This is a genomic window from Streptomyces sp. NPDC090442, from assembly GCF_044769405.1.
GTDB lineage: Bacteria > Actinomycetota > Actinomycetes > Streptomycetales > Streptomycetaceae > Streptomyces.
Map to the genome: position 1 here is coordinate 37,432 of NZ_JBIVXW010000043.1, position 18,467 is coordinate 55,898.

An 18,467-nucleotide genomic window follows, 5' to 3' on the forward strand; every position below is an offset into this window, starting at 1 on the left:
TCTTACTTCTCCTCGGTACGGGATTCGGAGGTGGGCGCGGAGCGCCTCGATCCAAGGGTGGTGGTGGGCGACGGGCGGGCGGGCTCGTTGCCGCCGAGCAGCAGGTAGAGCACGGCCATGCGGATCGAGACGCCGTTGGCGACCTGCTCGATGACCGTGCAGCGGTCGGAGTCGGCGACCTCGGCGGTGATCTCCATGCCGCGGACCATCGGGCCGGGGTGCATCACGAGGGCGTGCTCGGGCATCCGCGCCATCCGGTCGCCGTCCAGGCCGTAGCGGCGCGAGTACTCCCGCTCGGTCGGGAAGAAGGCCGCGTTCATCCGCTCCCGCTGGACCCGCAGCATCATCACCGCGTCCGACTTGGGCAGCACGGCGTCGAGGTCGTAGGAGACCTCGCACGGCCAGGTCTCGACGCCGACCGGTACGAGGGTGGGCGGCGCGACGAGGGTGACCTCGGCGCCGAGGGTGTGCAGCAGGTCCACGTTGGAGCGGGCCACCCGGCTGTGCAGCACGTCGCCGACGATGGTGATGCGCCTGCCGTCGAGGTCCCGGCCGAGCCCGGCGTCCGGGCCGACCAGCCGGCGCCGCATGGTGAAGGCGTCCAGCAGGGCCTGGGTGGGGTGCTGGTGGGTGCCGTCGCCGGCGTTGATGACGGGGGCGTCGATCCAGCCGGAGGTGGCCAGCCGGTAGGGGGCGCCGGAGGCGCCGTGCCGGATGACGACGGCGTCGACGCCCATCGCCTCCAGCGTCTGGGCGGTGTCCTTGAGGGACTCGCCCTTGGAGACGCTGGAGCCCTTGGCGGCGAAGTTGATGACGTCCGCGGAGAGCCGCTTCTCGGCGGCCTCGAACGAGATCCGGGTCCGGGTCGAGTCCTCGAAGAAGAGGTTGCAGACGGTGCGTCCGCGGAGGGCGGGCAGTTTCTTGATCGGCCGGTCGGCGACCCGGGCCATTTCCTCGGCGGTGTCGAGGATCAGCACGGCGTCGTCCCGCGTGAGATCGGCGGCCGAGATGAGGTGACGCTTCATCCGGTTTCTCCGGGGGTGAGGGAGGTGTACGGGAATGTCCGTCGAGCGGGCATGACTGTCGGCCCGGGGTCACCGGGTCCGTACGCGTGCGGCGTCAGCGCCCGCCGGCCGGAGCTTCTCGCTCGGCTTCCGCGGACTCGGCGTCGCCGGGGCGGGGCGTGGTGGAGCGCAGGCCGAGCAGCACGGCGTCGCGGCCGTCCTCCTCGGTGAGCTGGACCTTGACCGCTTCCCGCAGCGAGGTGGGGAGGTTCTTGCCCACGTAGTCGGCGCGGATGGGCAGCTCGCGGTGGCCGCGGTCGACCAGGACGGCGAGCTGCACGGCGCGCGGGCGCCCGATGTCGCCGAGGGCGTCCAGGGCGGCCCGGATGGTGCGCCCGGAGAAGAGCACGTCGTCGACGAGGAGGACCAGCCGGCCCTCGATGCCGTCACCGGGGATCTCCGTGCGACCCAGCGTGCGGGCGGGGCCCAGCCGCAGGTCGTCGCGGTACATCGTGATGTCGAGCGAGCCGACCGGAATGGCGCGGCCGGTGACCTCTTCCAGCTTGGCGGCCAGCCGCCGGGCGAGGAAGACGCCGCGGGTGGGGATTCCCAGGAGCACCACGTCGTCCGCGCCCTTGGCGCGCTCGACGATTTCGTGGGCGATACGGGTGAGCATCCGCGCGATGTCCGGGCCTTCGAGCACCGGGCGCGCGGGCGATTGGGTTCTCGCGTCGGAACTGCGTGCGTCCATACGAAACGGACCTCCTTCTCCGCCTCACGGGACGGACTTTAAAGGACGTCGAAATTACGGCCCTAAGGCTATCAGGAGGCGCTTTGGAACCCGTACACCCCCCTGACGGGTGAGGGTCTGGCCCATTCGGCTTGACGAAGTCAGATTACGCTGCGTAACCTCACAGTGAGTTACCAGCCACGCGGCGGAGCCGCATGTCGATACAGCCGTCTGGGGAGCTTTATGTCCAGCGAATACGCTAAACAGCTCGGGGCCAAGCTCCGCGCCATCCGTACCCAGCAGGGCCTCTCTCTCCATGGCGTCGAGGAGAAGTCCCAGGGCCGCTGGAAGGCCGTGGTGGTGGGGTCTTACGAGCGCGGCGACCGTGCCGTGACCGTACAGCGCCTCGCCGAGCTGGCTGACTTCTACGGCGTGCCGGTGCAGGAACTGCTGCCGGGCACGACGCCGGGCGGCGCCGCCGAGCCGCCGCCGAAGCTGGTGCTGGACCTGGAGCGCCTGGCCCATGTCCCGCAGGAGAAGGCCGGCCCGCTCCAGCGTTACGCCGCCACCATCCAGAGCCAGCGCGGTGACTACAACGGCAAGGTCCTCTCGATCCGCCAGGACGACCTGCGCACCCTCGCGGTGATCTACGACCAGTCGCCCTCGGTGCTCACCGAGCAGCTCATCAGCTGGGGCGTGCTGGACGCGGACGCCCGTCGGGCCGTGCAGCACGAGGAGATCTGACGGGCGCCAGGGCCCGCGCTTTCTACGCAGAAACGTACCGCCGCTCCGGGCCGCCGCCCGGGGCGGCGGTCGTCGTTGGGGCCCCTGGAGACCCCCGAGAGGGCCGGCGACGGGAACAGACGGACGAGGGGCCCGGGAGCGATGAGAATCGCTCCCGGGCCCCTCGTCGTGCCTGGGGTCCGGTCAGCCGGTCACCGGCCGGCCGGACCGGCTCAGCGTGCGTCCTCGCGGCGCAGCCCCGGCTTCAGCTCCTTGAAGCGGGCCAGCAGGCCGTTGACGAAGGCCGGGGAATCGTCCGTGGAGAACTCCTTGGCCAACTGCACGGCCTCGTCGATCGCCACCGCGTCCGGCGTACCGTCCACCCACAGCAGCTCGTAGGCGCCGAGCCGGAGGATCGAGCGGTCGGCCGCCGGCATCCGGTCCAGGTCCCAGTCGACGGAGTAGGTGGAGATCAACTCGTCGATGCGGGCGACGCGCTCCGCGTACCCCTCGACCAGCTCCAGGGTGTACTCGTGCACGGGCGGCTGACGCGGGTCGGTCCGGGCGTGGCGCATCCAGTCCGCGAGCACGGACTGCACGTCGGCACCGCGCTGGTCGGCCTCGAAGAGGATCTGGAAGGCGCGCTTACGGGCCTTGGTGCGGGCAGCCACGGTTAGCTGTTCACCCGGCCGAGGTAGTCGCCGGTACGGGTGTCGACCTTGATCTTCTCACCGGTGGTGATGAAGAGCGGCACCTGGATCTCGTAGTCGGTCTCCAGGGTCGCGGGCTTGGTGCCGCCGGTGGAGCGGTCACCCTGGACGCCCGGCTCGGTCTCCTTGATGACGAGCTCGACCGCGGCCGGCAGCTCGACGTAGAGGACCTGGCCCTCGTTCTGCGCGACGACCGCCTCGAAGCCCTCCAGCAGGAAGTTGGCGGCGTCACCGACGGTCTGACGGTCGATGTGGAGCTGGTCGTAGGTGTCCATGTCCATGAAGACGAAGTAGTCGCCGTCCATGTACGAGAACTGCATGCCGCGCTTGTCGACGGTCGCCGTCTCGACCTTGGTGCCGGCGTTGAAGGTCTTGTCCACCACCTTGCCGGAGAGCACGTGCTTGAGCTTGGTGCGGACGAAGGCCGGGCCCTTACCGGGCTTGACGTGCTGGAACTCGACGACGGACCAGAGCTGGCCGCCTTCGAGCTTGAGCACCATGCCGTTCTTGAGGTCGTTCGTGGAAGCCACGGTTGCGGAATCTCCTGGACAGGTGGTGGGTACCGCGGAACCGCCCGCAACGAGCCCGGTGGCTCAGAGGGCGAGCAGCTCCTTGGTCGTGATCGTGAGTAGCTCGGGTCCGCCGTCCGCCTCGGGGCGGACGACGAGGGTGTCGTCGATCCGGACACCCCCACGGCCCGGGATGTGGACCCCTGGCTCGACGGTGACCGGCACGCAAGCGTCCAGTTTACCCATGGCTCCGGGTGACAACTGAGGGTCCTCGTCGATTTCCAGTCCGACACCGTGCCCGGTCCACGGTCCGAGGCCGTCGCCGTGGCCCGCGGTCTCCAGGATCTGACGGGCCACCCGGTCCACTTCGTGGCACTCCACGCCCGGTGCCAGCGCCTCCCGGCCGGCCTTCTGGGCCGCGAAGACCAGGTCGTAGAGGTCGATCTGCCAGTCCGCCGGGGTGGTGCCGATGACGAAGGTCCGACCGATCTCGCAGCGGTAGCCGCGGTAGTTGGCGCCCAGGTTGACGGTGAGGAAGTCGCCCTCCTCGACGCGGCGGTCGGAGGGCAGGTGCCCGGCGCGGCCGGAGTTCGGGCCGGTGGCGACGGAGGTCGGGAAGGCCGGGCCGTCCGCGCCGTGGTCGACCAGGCGGCGCTCCAGCTCCAGCGCGAGGTGCCGTTCGGTGCGGCCGACCAGGATCGACTCCAGGAGTTCGCCCAGCGCCTGGTCGCTGATCTCGGCGGCGATCCGCAGGCAGGCGATCTCGTCGTCGTCCTTGACCAGCCGCTGCGCCTCGACGGCGCAGGCCAGGTCGGTGAGGCGCAGGCCGGGGGCGACGTGGGCGAGTGCCCGGTGGCGGGTGACGGTGAGGTGGTGCTCCTCCACCGCGAGGGTCCTGGCGCCCTCCTTGGTCGCGAGGCCGGCGGCGGCCACGACGGGGTCGCCGCCGCGGGCGGGCAGCACCGAGGTCCGGACGTCGTCGGCGGGCCGTCCCTCGGTGGGGTCACCGGTCAACGGGCGGCCGCAGAGCAGGACATCGTCACCGGGGCCGAGCAGCAGGGCCGCTCCGGGCGGGGTGCAGCCGGTGAGGTAGCGGACGTTGGCGGGGCGCGAGATCAGTGCGGCGGTGCTTCCGGTTGCTGCGCAGCGGTCGCGCAGCCGCGCGCGTCGGACCGCGTACAACTCGGACATATCGCCAGCGTACGACCGCTGTCCCGGGGCGGCCGTTCGAGAGCGCCGCCCGGGGGAAGGGCGCGGTTACCAGCTCGGCGGGCTGGCGATGCTGCCGGCGACGACCTCGTCGAGGGCGCGCACGGTGGTGGCGACGTCGTGCTGGGAGTTGTCGATGATCGGCAGGCCGGAGCCGTACCAGCCGGCCATCCGGCCGTGGATGCGGGCCACCTCCTCGTCGGAGAGGCGGCGGTTGCCGGAGCGCCGGGCGTTGCGCTCCAGGACGACCTCCAGGCCCGGGAGCAGGACTATCGGCAGCAGTCCCGGGCCCACGTGGCGCTTCCAACCGCCGAGGCCGACGACCGGGCGGTCCGGGAAGACGGCGTCGTCGAGGATGCAGGAGATGCCGTTGGCGAGGAAGTTGCGGGCGGCGAATCCGCAGGTGCGGCGGGCGAGGCGGTACTGGGCCTCGGAGTTGTCGTTCCAGCCGGACTGCGGGTCGGCGAAGCCGGAGCGGACCCACTCGCGGACGTCGTCGAGGCTGATGTGCGCGGTCGGCACCCGTCGGGTGTCGGCCCAGTGGCGGGCGACGCTGGTCTTGCCGGCGCCGGCCGGGCCGATCAGCAGCACCGCGACGGCGGTCTGCGAGGCGTCGGGGGCGGCGCTGCCGGGCGGCGGGCTGGGGAGCGGGACGGGGGCGCCGGGGGGCAACGGGACGTGGCCGGTGACGTCCCCGCTGTGCGGGGCCTGGTGCGGTGCGGGGGCGGGCCAGCCCTGGCCGGGGGCGGCGGGTGCCGGTGGGGCTGGCGGGGGCGGTGGGACCGCGGGGGCGTGCGGGGTGCCCGGCGGGTGGAGTGGGCCGGGGTGGGGCGTCCAGTTCATGGTCATGCCGGCGCCGGTGGTGTGAAGCGGGCCGCGGGGCGGTGGCAGCGGAGCCCCCACTGCGTACTGCATCCGGTGGCTCTCCGTCTCGTGCGGTCGACGTGGTGCGGGGCGGCGCACCGGGCTCGTGGCCCGGTGCGCCAGCGACAACTGCGGGGCGGGCACGGGTCGTTGGCGCCCCGCCGGTGGTGCTGCGGTGAACCGTACTCCCCCGGCTGCTGCCGGGAGGTCTTCCTACCCCCGGGGTCCGTCGAATGAACGGGCGAGGGCGCGGATGTCCGAACGGGGCGGCGGTCAGCCGTCCAGTTCCTCGGCGAGGGCGCGCAGCGCCAGCCGGTACGAGCCGATGCCGAAACCGGCGACGGTGCCGCTGGCCACGGCCGCGATGACCGAGGTGTGGCGGAACTCCTCGCGGGCGTACGGGTTGGAGATGTGCACCTCGATCAGCGGGGCGGTGCGCTGCGCCGCCGCGTCCCGCATCGCGTACGAGTAGTGCGTGAACGCACCGGGGTTGATGACGACCGGGAGCGCGCCGTCGGCGGCCTCGTGCAGCCAACGGACCAGCTCGCCCTCGTCGTTGGTCTCCCGCACCTCGACCTCGAAGCCCAGCTCCTTGCCGAGCCGGGCGCACTCGGCGACCAGCCCGGCGTAGGAGGTGGCGCCGTAGACGTCGGGCTCGCGGGAGCCCAGCCGGCCGAGGTTGGGGCCGTTGAGGACCAGCACCCGGCGGGTCACTGGGCGATCTCCGCGTGCGCGGCGAGCAGCATCGCCGGGTCCGGGCTCTCCAGGACGGTCGGCTTGGCCAGGCCGTCCAGGACGATGAAGCGGAGCCGGTCGCCGCGGGACTTCTTGTCGACCTTCATCGTCTCCAGCAGCTTGGGCCACTGGTCGCCGCGGTAGGTCAGCGGCAGTCCGACGGAGGCCAGGACGGCGCGGTGCCGGTCGGCGGTGGCGTCGTCCAACCGGCCGGCGATCCGGCCGAGTTCGGCGGCGAAGACCATGCCGACGGAGACCGCGGCGCCGTGCCGCCAGTTGTAGCGCTCGTTCTTCTCGATGGCGTGCCCGAGGGTGTGGCCGTAGTTGAGGATCTCCCGCAGGCCGGACTCCTTGAGGTCGGCGGAGACCACCTCGGCCTTGACCCGGATCGCCCGCTCGATCAGCTCGGCGGTGTGCGGCCCGTCGGGGCGCTTGGCGCCCTCGGGGTCCGCCTCGATCAGGTCGAGGATCGCCGGGTCGGCGATGAAGCCGGCCTTGATGACCTCGGCCAGCCCGGAGACGTAGTCGTGGACCGGGAGGGAGTCGAGCGCGGCCAGGTCGCAGAGCACCCCGGCCGGCGGGTGGAAGGCGCCGACGAGGTTCTTGCCCTCGGCGGTGTTGATGCCGGTCTTGCCGCCGACCGCGGCGTCCACCATGCCCAACACCGTGGTCGGGACGGCGACCCAGCGCACCCCGCGCAGCCAGGTGGCGGCGACGAAGCCGGCCAGGTCGGTGGTGGCGCCGCCGCCCACGCCGACGATCACGTCGGTGCGGGTGAAGCCGGTCTGCCCCAGCGCCTTCCAGCAGTAGGCGGCGACCTCGACGGTCTTGGACTCCTCGGCGTTCGGGAGCTGGACCGCGATCGCCTCGTAGCCCTGGGCCGCCAGGTCCTCGCGCAGCGCCTCGCCGGTGGCGGCCAGCGCCTCCGGGTGCAGCACGGCGACGCGCTTGGCCTGGGTGCCGATCAGGCCGGGGAGTTCGCCCAGCAACTGCCGCCCGACGAGGACCTCGTAGGGGTCGGTGTCGGCGGTCCCGCCGACGTGGATGCGGGTGGCGTGCTCCGTCATGCCTGTTCCTCCCTGCCGGCGGGTCGCGCGGCGTCCGCGGCCGGCCGTAGCTCCAAAGCGTCCACGATCGCGGCGGCGACGTCCTCGGGGGTCCGCTCCCCCGTGGCGATCACGGCGCGCGCGACCTCGGTGTAGAGCGGGCGGCGCCGCTCCATCAGCTCGCGCCACTGCTTGCGCGGGTTGACCGCGAGCAGCGGGCGGGGGGCGTCCAGGCCCACCCGCTTGACGGCGTCGGCGAGTTCGACGTCCAGGAAGACCACCGGCAGGCCGGTCAGCAGCTTCCGGGTCTCCCCGTCCATGATCGCGCCGCCGCCGAGCGAGAGCACCCCCGTGTGGGTCTCCAGGGCGGCACGCACCGCCTCCCGCTCCAGAGCGCGGAAGTGCGGCTCACCGTCCTCGATGAAGATCTCGGAGATCGGCTTGCCGGCGGTGGCGACGATGTCGGCGTCGGTGTCGCGGTAGCCAACGCCCAGCCGGTCGGCCAGCAGTTCGCCCACGGTGGACTTGCCGGCGCCGGGCGGACCGACCAACACGGCGACGGGCGCGGTCACTTGATCGCCAGGTTGTCGAGGAAGCCGCGGACGTTGCGCCGGGTCTCCGGGACGCTGTCGCCGCCGAACTTCTCCAGCACCGCGTCGGCCAGCACCAGCGCCACCATCGCCTCGGCGACGATGCCGGCGGCCGGGACCGCGCAGACGTCGGAGCGCTGGTGGTGCGCCTTGGTGGCCTCGCCGGTGGTGACGTCGATGGTCGCCAGGGCCCGCGGCACGGTGGCGATCGGCTTCATCGCCGCCCGCACGCGCAGGAGTTCACCGGTGCTCAGGCCGCCCTCGGTGCCGCCGGCGCGACCGGAGGAGCGCCTGATGCCCTCGTCCGTGGCGACGATCTCGTCGTGCGCCTTCGAGCCGGGCACCCGCGCCAGGTCGAAGCCGTCGCCGACCTCGACGCCCTTGATGGCCTGGATGCCCATCAGGGCGGCGGCCAGCCGGGCGTCCAACCGGCGGTCCCAGTGGACGTGCGAGCCGAGGCCGACCGGGACGCCGTAGGCCAGCACCTCGACGACGCCGCCGAGGGTGTCGCCGTCCTTGTGGGCCTGGTCGATCTCGGCGACCATCGCCTTCGACGCGTCGGCGTCCAGGCAGCGCACCGGGTCGGCGTCCAGCTTCTCGACGTCGGCGGGGGTGGGCAGGACACCGTAGGGAGCCTTGGCGGCGGCCAGTTCGACCACGTGCGAGACGATCTCGATGCCGGCGGTCTCCTTGAGGAAGGAGCGGGCGACGGTGCCGAGGGCGACCCGGGCGGCGGTCTCGCGGGCGGAGGCGCGCTCCAGGATCGGACGGGCCTCGTCGAAGCCGTACTTCTGCATGCCGGCGAGGTCGGCGTGGCCGGGGCGGGGGCGGGTCAGCGGGGCGTTGCGGGCCAGCTCGGCGAGTTCGGCCTCGTCCACCGGGTCGGCCGCCATCACCTGCTCCCACTTGGGCCACTCGGTGTTGCCGACCATGATCGCCACCGGGGAGCCCAGCGACCGGCCGTGCCGCACGCCGCCGAGGAAGGTGACCTCGTCGCGCTCGAACTTCATCCGGGCACCACGGCCATAGCCGAGCCGGCGGCGGGCCAGGGCGTCCGCCACCATCTCCGTGGTGATCGGCACGCCGGCGGGAAGGCCCTCCAGCGTCGCCACCAGTGCGGGGCCGTGCGACTCCCCCGCCGTCAGCCAGCGCAACCTGCTCAACGGTGCTCCTCAGTCCTGCTCATCGTTCGCGCATCCGCGTGTCTGCTCCGATCCTCCCACGTCGCGGTGGCCGGGCGGCGCCCCGTCCAGGGTGCGGACCGCCCGGGACCCGTCAGCGGGCCGCCAGCGCCGCCTCGCCGGCCCGGCGCATCGCGGCCAGCGGCGCCGGCGCCCGGCCGGTCATCTGCTCGACCTGGAGGACGGCCTGGTGGACCAGCAGGTCCAGGCCGCCGACGACGGCACCGCCGCGGTCGGCCCAAGCGGCGGCCAGGGCGGTCGGCCAGGGCTCGTAGAGCACGTCGAAGAGGGTGCCGGGCCGGTCGGGGACGGCGGCGGCGAGCGGATCGGTGCTGCCGGCCGGGGTGGTGGCGATGACCAGCGGCGCCTCGAAGGCCGCGGCGGCGTCGTCCCAGGGGGCGGTGCGGACCGCGACGCCGAGCCGTTCGCCCCAGCCGCGCATCTCGTCGGCCCGGGCCGCGCTGCGCACGTACGCGGTGACCTCACCGGTGCAGATCCGGGCGAGCGCGGCCAGCGCCGAGGAGGCGGTGGCGCCGGCGCCCAGGACGGCGGCGCGCTCGACCCGTTCGACGCCGCGCTCGCGCAGCGCGGCGAGCAGGCCGGGGATGTCGGTGTTGTCGCCGCGGCGGCGCCCGTCGGGGGTGAACACGACGGTGTTGACCGCCTCGACCGAGGCGGCGGTGGGGCTGATCTCGTCCAGCAACGGGATCACCGCGCGCTTGAGCGGCATGGTCAGCGAGAGGCCGGCCCACTCGGGGCCGAGCTGCTCCAGAAAGCCGGGGAGCGCGGCCTCGTCGACCTCGTGGCGGCCGTACTCCCAGCCGGTGAGCCCGAGTTCGTCATAGGCGGCGCGGTGCAGGACCGGCGAGAGGGAGTGCGCGATGGGCGATCCGAGGACCGCCGCCTTCTTGTTGTCGGACCTGTGGGACACGGCCTGGCCTTCAGTTTCCGTTCTTCTTCTGTGCCTGTTGCTGCTGGAATTGCCGGTAGAGCTTGTTGAATTCGGTGAGATTCGTGGTGAAGTCCGTCTTCTTGCCGTCCAACGAGATGAAGTAGAGCCACTTCTCGGAGTCGTCCGGATTGATCGTCGCCTGCAACGCCTCCGCACCGGGGTTGCCGATCGGTCCGGGCGGCAACCCCTTGTAGAAGTAGGTGTTGTAGGGGTCGTTGTAGCTCCGGATCTCCTTGATGCTGATGTCGATCTTGCTCTGCTTCTTGAGGTAGTTGAACGTCGAGTCGAATTCCAGCTTCTGGTTCGTGGCCGTGTTGGTCGGAGCCAGTCGGTTGTAGACGACCGCGGCCATCTTCCGGAAGTCGTCGTGCGTCATGCCCTCGGCCTGGGTGAGGCTCGCGACGGTGAGGAGTTGGAGCGGGGAATCCAGGTGGAATTTCTTGGCGTTCGTTTCGAGATCGTACTTCTGGTATTCCTGGGTGGCCCGCGAGACCATCTCCCGGAGCACGTCCTCGGGCTTGGCGTGCTCGCCGACGCTGTAGGTCGACGGGTAGAGGAAGCCCTCCAGCGGGTCCTTGATCTTCGGGGAGTCGTCGGCCCAGGACGGCAGTCCGAGGTTCTTGCTCTGGGTCTTGGCGACTTCCTTGGTGGTGCCCGCCTTCAACTTGAGCTTCTGGTCGATCAGTTCGTAGACCCCGTCGGCCCGCAGCCCCTCCCGAACCGTCAGGCCGTTGCGGCTCTTGGGGTCCAGCATGAGCTGGATGGCGGCCGCGGCCGACATCTGCTTGCGCAGGGTGTACGTGCCGGGCTGGAGGCTCCGCGACTGGTTGTTGTCGTTGGCCGCCTCGGTGAACGCGCCGGCGCTCTTGATCACACCGTCGCGGGCGAGGATCGTGCCCATCTCGGAGAGCGGGACGCCGTCCGGGATGGTCACCTGGATGTCGCCGCTGCCCTCGCCCTCGTAGTCGGGCGAGGAGATGAAGTGGCGCTTGATGAAGTCGTAGCCGAAGTAGCCCACGCCACCGACGACGCCGGTCAGGGCCAGGACCACGACCAGGCAGGCGGTGCCGCTGCGGCGCTTGTTCGGCTTGTTCTTCCGGCCCCGGCGCTCGCGGCCGGACCGCCGGTCGTCCTCGGCGTCACGGCCGGCGTCCTCGTCGCCCGGGGCGTCGGCGAAGAACGGATGGTCGCGTTCCGGTGCGCGGCCGCGCTCCGGCTCCTCGGCGTCCGGCACCGCCCGCCAGTCGTCCCCGGCGGCCGCCGGGTCCTCGTACGGGGGCCCGGCCTGCGGGTGTTGCGGGCCGGGCCCCTCCGGATGACCGCCCGGCCCCTGCGGCGGCACCTGCTCGTACTGCTGGTGCGGATCGGGCGCCCCCGGCATCGCGTGCTGCGGGGCGGCCTGTTGGGCCGGCAGTTGCTGGGTCTCCTGGATCCCGTAGCCGTCCGGGGCGCCGTAGAGCTCCTGGCCCGGGTAGCGCTGACCGGTGTGGTGCGGGGGCGGGTAGCCCTGGTCGGGGTGGAGGTACGGGTCGGGCTGCGGGTGCTGCCCGTAGGGGTCGTACGCCGGCCCGCCGGCCTGCGGCTGCGCGCCGTCCCAACCGCCGTGCCCCGCCGGGTACTGCTGCTGCGGGTACTGCTGGTGCTGGGCGTGCTGGGGGTACTGCTCCTGGGGATACCCGGCGGGCTGCTGCCCGGCCCACTGGGGCTGCTGCTCCTGGCTTCCGTACGGGCCCCGGTCTCCGTAGAGCGGGTCGTCGGGGTGCCACGGTTCGGAGCCGTAGCCCCGGCCATACTCGGTCATCGATCCCCTAGAGACGAGAGGCGGGGCGTGCCGTCCGGGCAGCGCCTGCGGAACCGATCCGCCTCTGCTTTGCACGCGCGGCCGTTCGAACCGCCGCCACAACCCGCGGAACGTTACCGTACCGCGATCAGATGACCACTTCGACGGGCTCCCCGGGCGCCCGCCCGGATGTGCGTTCGGTCTCCAATGCGCTCTGGAGGATGACCACCGCGGCGGCCTGGTCGACCACCGAGCGACCCTTCTTGCTGCGGACGCCGGAGGCCCGCAACCCGTGGGTCGCGGTGACCGTGGACATCCGCTCGTCCACCAGCCGGACCCCTACGGGGGCGATGTTCCGCGCCAACTCCTGGGCGAACGCCCGGACCTTGGCCGCGGCGGGCCCCTCTCCCCCGCTGAGGGAACGGGGCAGGCCGACCACGACCTCCAGCGGTTCGTACTCCTCGACGATCGCCTTCAGCCGCCGGTGCGCGGCCGGGACGTCCCGGCCCGGCACGGTCTCGACGGGGGTGGCGAGGACCCCGTCGGGGTCGCACGAGGCGACCCCGATCCGGGCGTCCCCGACATCCACGGCGATGCGGCGACCGCGTCGCATCTCACTCACGACCGTCAGGCCGCCTCGGCCACGAGGTGCTCGACGGCACCGATCGCCTCGGGCACCGCGGCGGCGTTCTGGCCACCGCCCTGGGCGACGTCCGGCTTGCCGCCGCCACCACCGCCGAGCGTCTTGGCGGCCGTGCGGACCAGGTCGCCGGCCTTGATGCCGCGCTCGCGGGCGGCCTCGTTGGTGGCGATGACGGTCAGCGGGCGGCCGCCCGCGACGGTGAACAGGGCCACCACGACGGCGCGGTCACCCTGGATCCGGCCGCGCACGTCGAGGACCAGCTTGCGCAGGTCGTCGGCGGAGGTGCCGTCCTGGACCTGGGCGGCGACCAGGGCCACCCCGCGGACGTCCCTGGCGCCCTCGGCCAGCCCGGCCGCGGCCTGCAGCACCTTCTCCGCGCGGAACTTCTCGATCTCCTTCTCGGCGTCCTTCAGCTTGGCCAGGACACCGGAGATCTTCTCCGGCAGCTCCTCCGGGCGCCCCTTGACCAGCTCGGTGAGCTGCGAGACGACGGTGTGCTCGCGGGCCAGGAAGTTGTAGGCGTCCACGCCGACCAGGGCCTCGACGCGGCGCACGCCGGAGCCGATGGAGGACTCGCCGAGCAGCTTCACCAGGCCCAGTTGGGCGGTGTTGTGGACGTGCGTGCCGCCGCACAGCTCCTTGGAGAAGTCGCCGATGGTGACCACGCGGACCCGCTCGCCGTACTTCTCGCCGAACTCGGCGATGGCGCCCTGCTTCTTGGCCTCGTCCATGCTCATGACCTCGGCGTGCACGTCGAGTTCGCGGGAGAGCACGTCGTTGATCTTCTGCTCGACGTCGGTGAGGACCGAGCCGGGCACCGCGGTCGGCGAGCCGAAGTCGAAGCGGAAGCGGCCCGGGGAGTTCTCCGAACCGGCCTGCGCGGCGGTCGGGCCCAGGGCGTCGCGCAGCGCCTGGTGGGTGAGGTGGGTGGCGCTGTGCGCGCGGGCGATGGCCCGGCGGCGCTTGATGTCGATGCTGGTGTACGCGGCGGCGCCGAGCACCACCTCGCCGACCTGCACCACGCCCTTGTGGACGATGACGCCGGGGACCGGCTGCTGGACGTCGCGCACCTCGACGACGGCGCCGTTGTCCAGCCTGATCCGGCCGGTGTCGGCGAGTTGGCCGCCGCCCTCGGCGTAGAACGGCGTGCGGTCCAGCACGACCTCGACCTCGTCGCCCTCGTGGGCGGCGGGGGCGGAGACGCCGTTGACCACCAGGCCGGCCACGGTGGACTCGCCCTCGGTGTCGGTGTAGCCGGTGAAGACCGAGGAGCCGGACTTGTCGGCGATCTCGCGGTACGCCGACATGTCGGCGTGGCCGTGCTTCTTGGCCTGGGCGTCGGCCTTGGCGCGCTCCCGCTGCTCCTTCATCAGCCGGCGGAAGCCGTCCTCGTCCACCGACAGGCCCTGCTCGGCGGCCATTTCGAGGGTGAGGTCGATCGGGAAGCCCCAGGTGTCGTGGAGCAGGAACGCCTTGTCGCCGGGGAGCACCGTGCTGCCCGCGGCCTTGGTCTCGGTGACGGCGCCGTCGAGGATGTTGGTGCCGGCCTTGAGCGTCTTGAGGAAGGCGGCCTCCTCGGCGAGGGCGACCGTCTCGATCCGCTTGCGGTCCGTCAGCAGCTCCGGGTACTGCTGGCCCATCGTCCTGATGACGACGTCGAGTAGCTCGGCGACGACCTGGCCGGTGGCGCCCAGCAGCCGCATGTTGCGGATGGCGCGGCGCATGATGCGGCGCAGGACGTAGCCGCGGCCCTCGTTGCCGGGGGTGACGCCGTCGCCGATGAGCAGGGTGGAGGTGCGCATGTGGTCGGCGACCACGCGCAGCGAGACGTCGGAGTCGGCGCCGGTGCCGTAGCGGACGCCGGTGAGCTCGCCGGCCTTGTCGATCACGACCCGCAGGGTGTCGGTCTCGTACATGTTGCGGACGCCCTGGAGGATCATCGCCAGGCGTTCCAGGCCGAGGCCGGTGTCGATGTTCTTCGACGGCAGCTCGCCGAGGATCTCGAAGTCCTCCTTGCCGAGGCCCGCGCCGCGCTCGTACTGCATGAAGACCAGGTTCCAGATCTCCACGTAGCGCTCGTCGTTGACGGCCGGGCCGCCCTCGACGCCGAACTCGGGGCCGCGGTCGTAGTTGATCTCCGAGCACGGGCCGCAGGGGCCCGGGACGCCCATGGACCAGTAGTTCTCTTTCTTGCCCAGGCGCTGGATGCGCTCCTTGGGCACGCCGACGACCTCGTGCCAGATGCGCTCGGCCTCGTCGTCCTCCAAGTAGACGGTGATCCAGAGCTTTTCCGGCTCCAGGCCGTAGCCGCCCTCCGCCACGGGAGTCGTCAGCAACTCCCAGGCGTACTTGATGGCGCCTTCCTTGAAGTAGTCGCCGAAGGAGAAGTTGCCGCACATCTGGAAGAACGTGCCGTGCCGGGTGGTCTTGCCGACCTCTTCGATGTCCGGCGTGCGCACGCACTTCTGCACGCTGGTGGCGGTCTTGAAGGGGGCCTTGACCTCGCCGAGGAAGTACGGCTTGAAGGGGACCATGCCCGCGGGGACCAGCAACAGCGTCGGGTCGTCCGCGATGAGCGACGCCGACGGCACGACGGTGTGCCCGCGCTCCTCGAAGAAGCGCAGCCAGCGGCGGCGGATTTCAGCCGACTCCATCAGTGGTCCTCTTTTCCGGTCGGTCCGGTCAGTCCGGGGGTTCTCGTGGTTCGGTACGACGTGTCCAGCACCGCGCGGCGCGGTGCGGGCAGCTCGCGCACCTCGGCGGGCTCGGCCAGCCCGAGGGCGTCGTGCAGTTGCTCTTCACGGTCCGCCATTCCGGCCCGCACGTCCAATGCAAATTGGCGCAGCCGGTGTCCGGTCTCGACGGCCTTGTCCGCGGCCTGCGCGGCGAGGCTGTCGGGCTGCAACTTGCGCAGCTTTCGGTGGACCTTGTTGGTGGCCCACACCCCGGCGGCGGCGCCGGTGGTGAACCAGAATGCGCGGCGGAACATCGCGGTGATCAGTCCTTGGAGCGACGGGAACGGCGCCCGCCGCGGCGGGCGCCGGGCAGGCTGCGGCCGACGACGACGGTGCGGTCCGGCTCGGGCTGGCCCTTCTTGCCGATCGCGCGCCGCACGCCGTAGCCGAACGCGGCGACCTTGACCAGCGGTCCGCCGAAGGCGGAGGAGACGGTCGAGGAGAGCGCCGAGGCGTTGGCGGTGACCTCTTGGACGTCGGCGGCGATGGCGTCGACGCGGGCGAGCTGGGTGTGCGCGGAGCGGACGGTCGCGGACGCGTCGGCGAGCAGCGGAACGGCCTGCTCGGACACCTCGGTCACCATCTTGGTGGTCGCCTTGAGGGTCCCCGCGAGCCTCACCAGCACGAGGGCGAGGAACGACACGAGGATCGCCCAGAAGACGGCCACGAGGATCCCGGCCACCTCTCCACCGGACACGCTGGCACCACTCTCCGACTGGTCTGGATTCGTCTGCTCGAACGGCAACCTTGACCTTATCGCGCCGCGACTGTCCGCCCGTACCGCGCTCCCGGTCCGAACCGGGGTACCGGAAGGGGTGATTGTACGTTCCGTATCACCCCGAGTACGCTCCGTTGGCCATGCGACGCCTCACGCGCTTCGGTGCTCCATCCCGCCGCTCCCCCACGCGGGCGCGGGTCCGCGGCAATCTGCCCGCCGAGCTGAATCGCTTCGTCGGTCGGGCGGACGAACTCGCCGCCCTCGACCGGCGGCTGACCGCCGCCCGCCTGGTCACCCTCGTCGGCCTCGGTGGCGTGGGGAAGTCCCGGCTGGCCCGCCACGGCGGAGCGATCTTGCAGGATCGCTTCTGCGACGGGGTGTGGCTGGTCGAGCTGTCCGCGCTGCGCGAAGCGCACCTGCTGGACCACGCGGTCGCCGAGGCGTTGGCACTGGCCGACCACTCCGGCCGCCCGGTGCGCACCGCGCTCGCCGACCACGTCGCCGACCGCGAACTCCTGCTGATCCTCGACGGCTACGAGCATCTGATCGACGACTGCGCCGAGCTCGCCGCCGAGTTGCTGCGACGCGCGCCCGGACTGCGGGTACTGGCCGCCGGCCGCCGCCCGTTGGGCCTACCCGGCGAACAGGCGCTGCCGGTGGCCCCGATGGCCGACGCCGACGCCGCCGCCCTGTTCGCCGACCGCGCCGCCGCCGTGCTCCCCGGTTTCGCCCTCGGCGCCGGCATCGAACCGGCCGTCGCCGAGCTCTGCCGCCGCCTGGACGGCATCCCGTTGGCCCTGGAACTGGCCGCCGGCCGGCTCCGCGCGCTCTCCCTGGAGCAGGTGCTGGACCGGCTCGACGACCGCTTCCGGCTACTGACCGGCACCGTCCGCGGGGCCCCCGAGCGACACCGGACGCTGCGCACCGCGATCGGTTGGAGCCACGAGCTGTGCACCCCGCAGGAGCGGCTGTTGTGGACCCGGCTGTCGGTCTTCGCCGGGCAGTTCGACCTGGAGGCGGCCGAGTACGTCGGCTCGGGCCCGGAGCTGCCGGTGGAGGAACTCCTCGATGTCGTCGAGGAGTTGGTCACTCAGTCGCTCCTCGTGCGGGAGGAGACCGCGGCCGGGGTCCGCTACCGGATGCTGGACACCGTACGGGCCTACGGGGCGGGCTGGTTGGCGGCGACCGGGGACGGTGAGCGGCTGCGGCGCCGGCACCGCGACTGGTACCTCGGGCTCGCGACCTGGTGCGAGCTGGACTGGTTCAGCCCCCGGCAGGCCGAGATCGCCGCCCGGATCGACGCCGAACTGCCCAATCTGCGCGTCGCGTTGGAGCACAGCCTGGAGAGCGCCCAGGAGACCCACCTCGGTCAGTACCTGGCCGGCACCCTGTGGTTCTACTGGGTCGGCTGCGGGCACCTGGCCGAGGGCCGGCACTGGCTCGACCGCGCGCTGGAACTGGACGGCGGCCACGACGAAGCCCGACTGAAGGCGCTGTGCGTGGCCGGCTACGTGGCGGTGCTCCAGGGCGACACGGTGGGGGCGTTGGGGATGCTCCAGGAGTGCCGCGAGGAGGCCGACCGGACCGGCAACCCCACGGCCGCCGCGTACGCGCTGCACCGCACCGGCTGCCTGGCGTTGGTCTGCGACGACCTGCCGCGTGCGGAGACGCTGCTGCGCGGGGCGCTGCGCAGCTACCGCGAGATCGGCGAGCTCAACAGCAATGTGCTGATGGGGCAGGTGGAGCTGGCGATGGCGGTGGCGTTCCGCGGCGAGCTGGACGACGCGGTGCGGCTCTGCGAGGACGTGCGGGAGATCTGCGGGGACCACGGGGAGCGCTGGACGCTGGCGTACGCGCTGTTCGTGCTGGGGTTCGCGGCGTGGTCGCGCGGGGAGGGCGGGCGGGCCCGGGCCCTGCTGGAGGAGGCGCTGGCGATCGACCATTCCTTCCACGACCTGCTGGGCGCGGTGTTGGCGATCGAGCTGCTGGCCCTGGTGACGCTGGGCGAGGGCGATGTGGAGGAGGCGGCGGTGCTCCAGGGCGCCGCGGGACGGATCTGGCCGTCGGTGGGGCTGCCCTTGTTCGGCTCCCGCCACTTCAACCAGCCGCACGCGCTGTGCGAGCGGCAGGCCCGGGACCGGCTGGGGGCGGAGCGCTACGAGCGCTGCCTGCGGGCCGGCGGACGGCTGGACCTGGACGCGGCGGTGGCGCGCATCCTGCGGCCCGCGCGGGAACTGCCCGGCCCGCGCAGCGTGCTGCGCTTCACCGCGCCGGCCGTGCACCGGCCCGCCGCCTCCCCGTCCGCGAGCGGAGGGGAGCCGGCGGGCTGAGCGGTGCG

At 72.2% G+C, this 18,467-nt stretch carries 18 protein-coding genes; 2 read left to right on the top strand and 16 right to left on the bottom strand.

Annotated elements, in window-relative coordinates; translation table 11 throughout:
• Positions 1-2: 2 nt before the first annotated feature.
• Both ACIQU6_RS27460 and pyrR read right to left on the bottom strand, forming a co-directional pair.
• On the bottom strand, positions 3-1,025 hold the full coding sequence (locus tag ACIQU6_RS27460; protein ID WP_403484351.1) for an aspartate carbamoyltransferase catalytic subunit: 1,023 nt from the start codon (positions 1,023-1,025) through the stop codon (positions 3-5).
• A gap of 94 nt (positions 1,026-1,119) precedes the next feature.
• Positions 1,120-1,755 carry a bifunctional pyr operon transcriptional regulator/uracil phosphoribosyltransferase PyrR gene (gene pyrR, locus ACIQU6_RS27465; protein ID WP_403484352.1) on the bottom strand — a complete coding sequence of 212 codons (636 nt, stop codon included), beginning with the start codon at positions 1,753-1,755 and terminating at the stop codon, positions 1,120-1,122.
• A gap of 222 nt (positions 1,756-1,977) precedes the next feature.
• Here pyrR and bldD point away from each other — a divergent pair, with 222 nt between their 5' ends.
• A complete protein-coding gene (gene bldD / locus ACIQU6_RS27470; protein ID WP_018539834.1) occupies positions 1,978-2,478 on the top strand; it encodes a transcriptional regulator BldD in 501 nt (166 codons plus the stop codon).
• 212 nt (positions 2,479-2,690) lie between these two features.
• On the opposite strand, the gene nusB is transcribed toward bldD, so the two are convergent.
• The 14 genes from nusB to ACIQU6_RS27540 all read right to left on the bottom strand — a co-directional run bounded on the left by nusB (position 2,691) and on the right by ACIQU6_RS27540 (position 16,093).
• Positions 2,691-3,128 carry a transcription antitermination factor NusB gene (gene nusB / locus ACIQU6_RS27475; RefSeq protein WP_403484353.1) on the bottom strand — a complete coding sequence of 146 codons (438 nt, stop codon included), beginning with the start codon at positions 3,126-3,128 and terminating at the stop codon, positions 2,691-2,693.
• A gap of 2 nt (positions 3,129-3,130) precedes the next feature.
• On the bottom strand, positions 3,131-3,697 hold the full coding sequence (gene efp, locus ACIQU6_RS27480) for an elongation factor P (RefSeq protein WP_403484354.1): 567 nt from the start codon (positions 3,695-3,697) through the stop codon (positions 3,131-3,133).
• Between the two features lie 63 nt (positions 3,698-3,760).
• Positions 3,761-4,867, bottom strand: a complete 1,107-nt coding sequence (locus ACIQU6_RS27485) for an aminopeptidase P family protein (protein WP_403484355.1) — start codon at positions 4,865-4,867, stop codon at positions 3,761-3,763.
• 66 nt (positions 4,868-4,933) lie between these two features.
• Positions 4,934-5,800: a Pro-rich N-terminal domain-containing protein gene (locus tag ACIQU6_RS27490; protein WP_403484356.1), complete on the bottom strand. Its 867-nt coding sequence runs from the start codon at positions 5,798-5,800 to the stop codon at positions 4,934-4,936.
• 222 nt (positions 5,801-6,022) lie between these two features.
• Positions 6,023-6,463 carry a type II 3-dehydroquinate dehydratase gene (gene aroQ / locus ACIQU6_RS27495; protein WP_376565096.1) on the bottom strand — a complete coding sequence of 147 codons (441 nt, stop codon included), beginning with the start codon at positions 6,461-6,463 and terminating at the stop codon, positions 6,023-6,025.
• Positions 6,460-7,551, bottom strand: a complete 1,092-nt coding sequence (gene aroB, locus ACIQU6_RS27500; protein ID WP_403484357.1) for a 3-dehydroquinate synthase — start codon at positions 7,549-7,551, stop codon at positions 6,460-6,462. Before aroB ends, aroQ begins: the two co-directional genes overlap by 4 nt.
• Positions 7,548-8,102: a shikimate kinase gene (locus tag ACIQU6_RS27505; protein ID WP_403484358.1), complete on the bottom strand. Its 555-nt coding sequence runs from the start codon at positions 8,100-8,102 to the stop codon at positions 7,548-7,550. Before ACIQU6_RS27505 ends, aroB begins: the two co-directional genes overlap by 4 nt.
• The gene (gene aroC / locus ACIQU6_RS27510; RefSeq protein ID WP_403484359.1) at positions 8,099-9,283 is read right to left on the bottom strand and encodes a chorismate synthase; all 1,185 of its coding nucleotides are present in this window, start codon (positions 9,281-9,283) and stop codon (positions 8,099-8,101) included. The genes ACIQU6_RS27505 and aroC overlap by 4 nt, the downstream gene beginning before the upstream one ends.
• 112 nt (positions 9,284-9,395) lie before the next feature.
• Positions 9,396-10,232, bottom strand: a complete 837-nt coding sequence (locus ACIQU6_RS27515) for a shikimate dehydrogenase (RefSeq protein ID WP_403484360.1) — start codon at positions 10,230-10,232, stop codon at positions 9,396-9,398.
• A 10-nt stretch (positions 10,233-10,242) separates the two neighbouring features.
• A complete protein-coding gene (mltG, locus tag ACIQU6_RS27520; protein WP_403484361.1) occupies positions 10,243-12,054 on the bottom strand; it encodes an endolytic transglycosylase MltG in 1,812 nt (603 codons plus the stop codon).
• A 127-nt stretch (positions 12,055-12,181) separates the two neighbouring features.
• Complete coding sequence (ruvX, locus tag ACIQU6_RS27525; RefSeq protein ID WP_403484384.1) at positions 12,182-12,646, bottom strand: Holliday junction resolvase RuvX; 465 nt, start codon at positions 12,644-12,646, stop codon at positions 12,182-12,184.
• Between the two features lie 14 nt (positions 12,647-12,660).
• A complete protein-coding gene (gene alaS, locus ACIQU6_RS27530) occupies positions 12,661-15,330 on the bottom strand; it encodes an alanine--tRNA ligase (RefSeq protein WP_403484362.1) in 2,670 nt (889 codons plus the stop codon).
• Entirely contained in the window at positions 15,330-15,665 is a 336-nt protein-coding gene (locus ACIQU6_RS27535; RefSeq protein ID WP_274917042.1) for a DUF6167 family protein, read from the bottom strand. Before ACIQU6_RS27535 ends, alaS begins: the two co-directional genes overlap by 1 nt.
• A gap of 8 nt (positions 15,666-15,673) precedes the next feature.
• Positions 15,674-16,093, bottom strand: coding sequence for a DUF948 domain-containing protein (locus ACIQU6_RS27540; RefSeq protein ID WP_274919315.1), 420 nt, complete (start codon positions 16,091-16,093; stop codon positions 15,674-15,676).
• 176 nt (positions 16,094-16,269) lie between these two features.
• On the opposite strand from ACIQU6_RS27540, the gene ACIQU6_RS27545 reads away from it, so the two are divergent.
• The gene (locus tag ACIQU6_RS27545; protein WP_403484363.1) at positions 16,270-18,459 is read left to right on the top strand and encodes an ATP-binding protein; all 2,190 of its coding nucleotides are present in this window, start codon (positions 16,270-16,272) and stop codon (positions 18,457-18,459) included.
• Positions 18,460-18,467 lie beyond the last annotated feature (8 nt).

Bases quoted from the DNA above. Each gene is read 5' to 3' on its own strand.
- alaS (WP_403484362.1), bottom strand. From the start codon at position 15,330: ATGGAGTCGGCTGAAATCCGCCGCCGCTGGCTGCGCTTCTTCGAGGAG.
- ACIQU6_RS27460 (WP_403484351.1), bottom strand. From the start codon at position 1,025: ATGAAGCGTCACCTCATCTCGGCCGCCGATCTCACGCGGGACGACGCC.
- aroB (WP_403484357.1), bottom strand. From the start codon at position 7,551: ATGACGGAGCACGCCACCCGCATCCACGTCGGCGGGACCGCCGACACC.
- pyrR (WP_403484352.1), bottom strand. From the start codon at position 1,755: ATGGACGCACGCAGTTCCGACGCGAGAACCCAATCGCCCGCGCGCCCG.
- bldD (WP_018539834.1), top strand. From the start codon at position 1,978: ATGTCCAGCGAATACGCTAAACAGCTCGGGGCCAAGCTCCGCGCCATC.
- ruvX (WP_403484384.1), bottom strand. From the start codon at position 12,646: ATGCGACGCGGTCGCCGCATCGCCGTGGATGTCGGGGACGCCCGGATC.
- ACIQU6_RS27490 (WP_403484356.1), bottom strand. From the start codon at position 5,800: ATGCAGTACGCAGTGGGGGCTCCGCTGCCACCGCCCCGCGGCCCGCTT.
- ACIQU6_RS27485 (WP_403484355.1), bottom strand. From the start codon at position 4,867: ATGTCCGAGTTGTACGCGGTCCGACGCGCGCGGCTGCGCGACCGCTGC.
- ACIQU6_RS27545 (WP_403484363.1), top strand. From the start codon at position 16,270: ATGCGACGCCTCACGCGCTTCGGTGCTCCATCCCGCCGCTCCCCCACG.
- ACIQU6_RS27535 (WP_274917042.1), bottom strand. From the start codon at position 15,665: ATGTTCCGCCGCGCATTCTGGTTCACCACCGGCGCCGCCGCCGGGGTG.
- mltG (WP_403484361.1), bottom strand. From the start codon at position 12,054: ATGACCGAGTATGGCCGGGGCTACGGCTCCGAACCGTGGCACCCCGAC.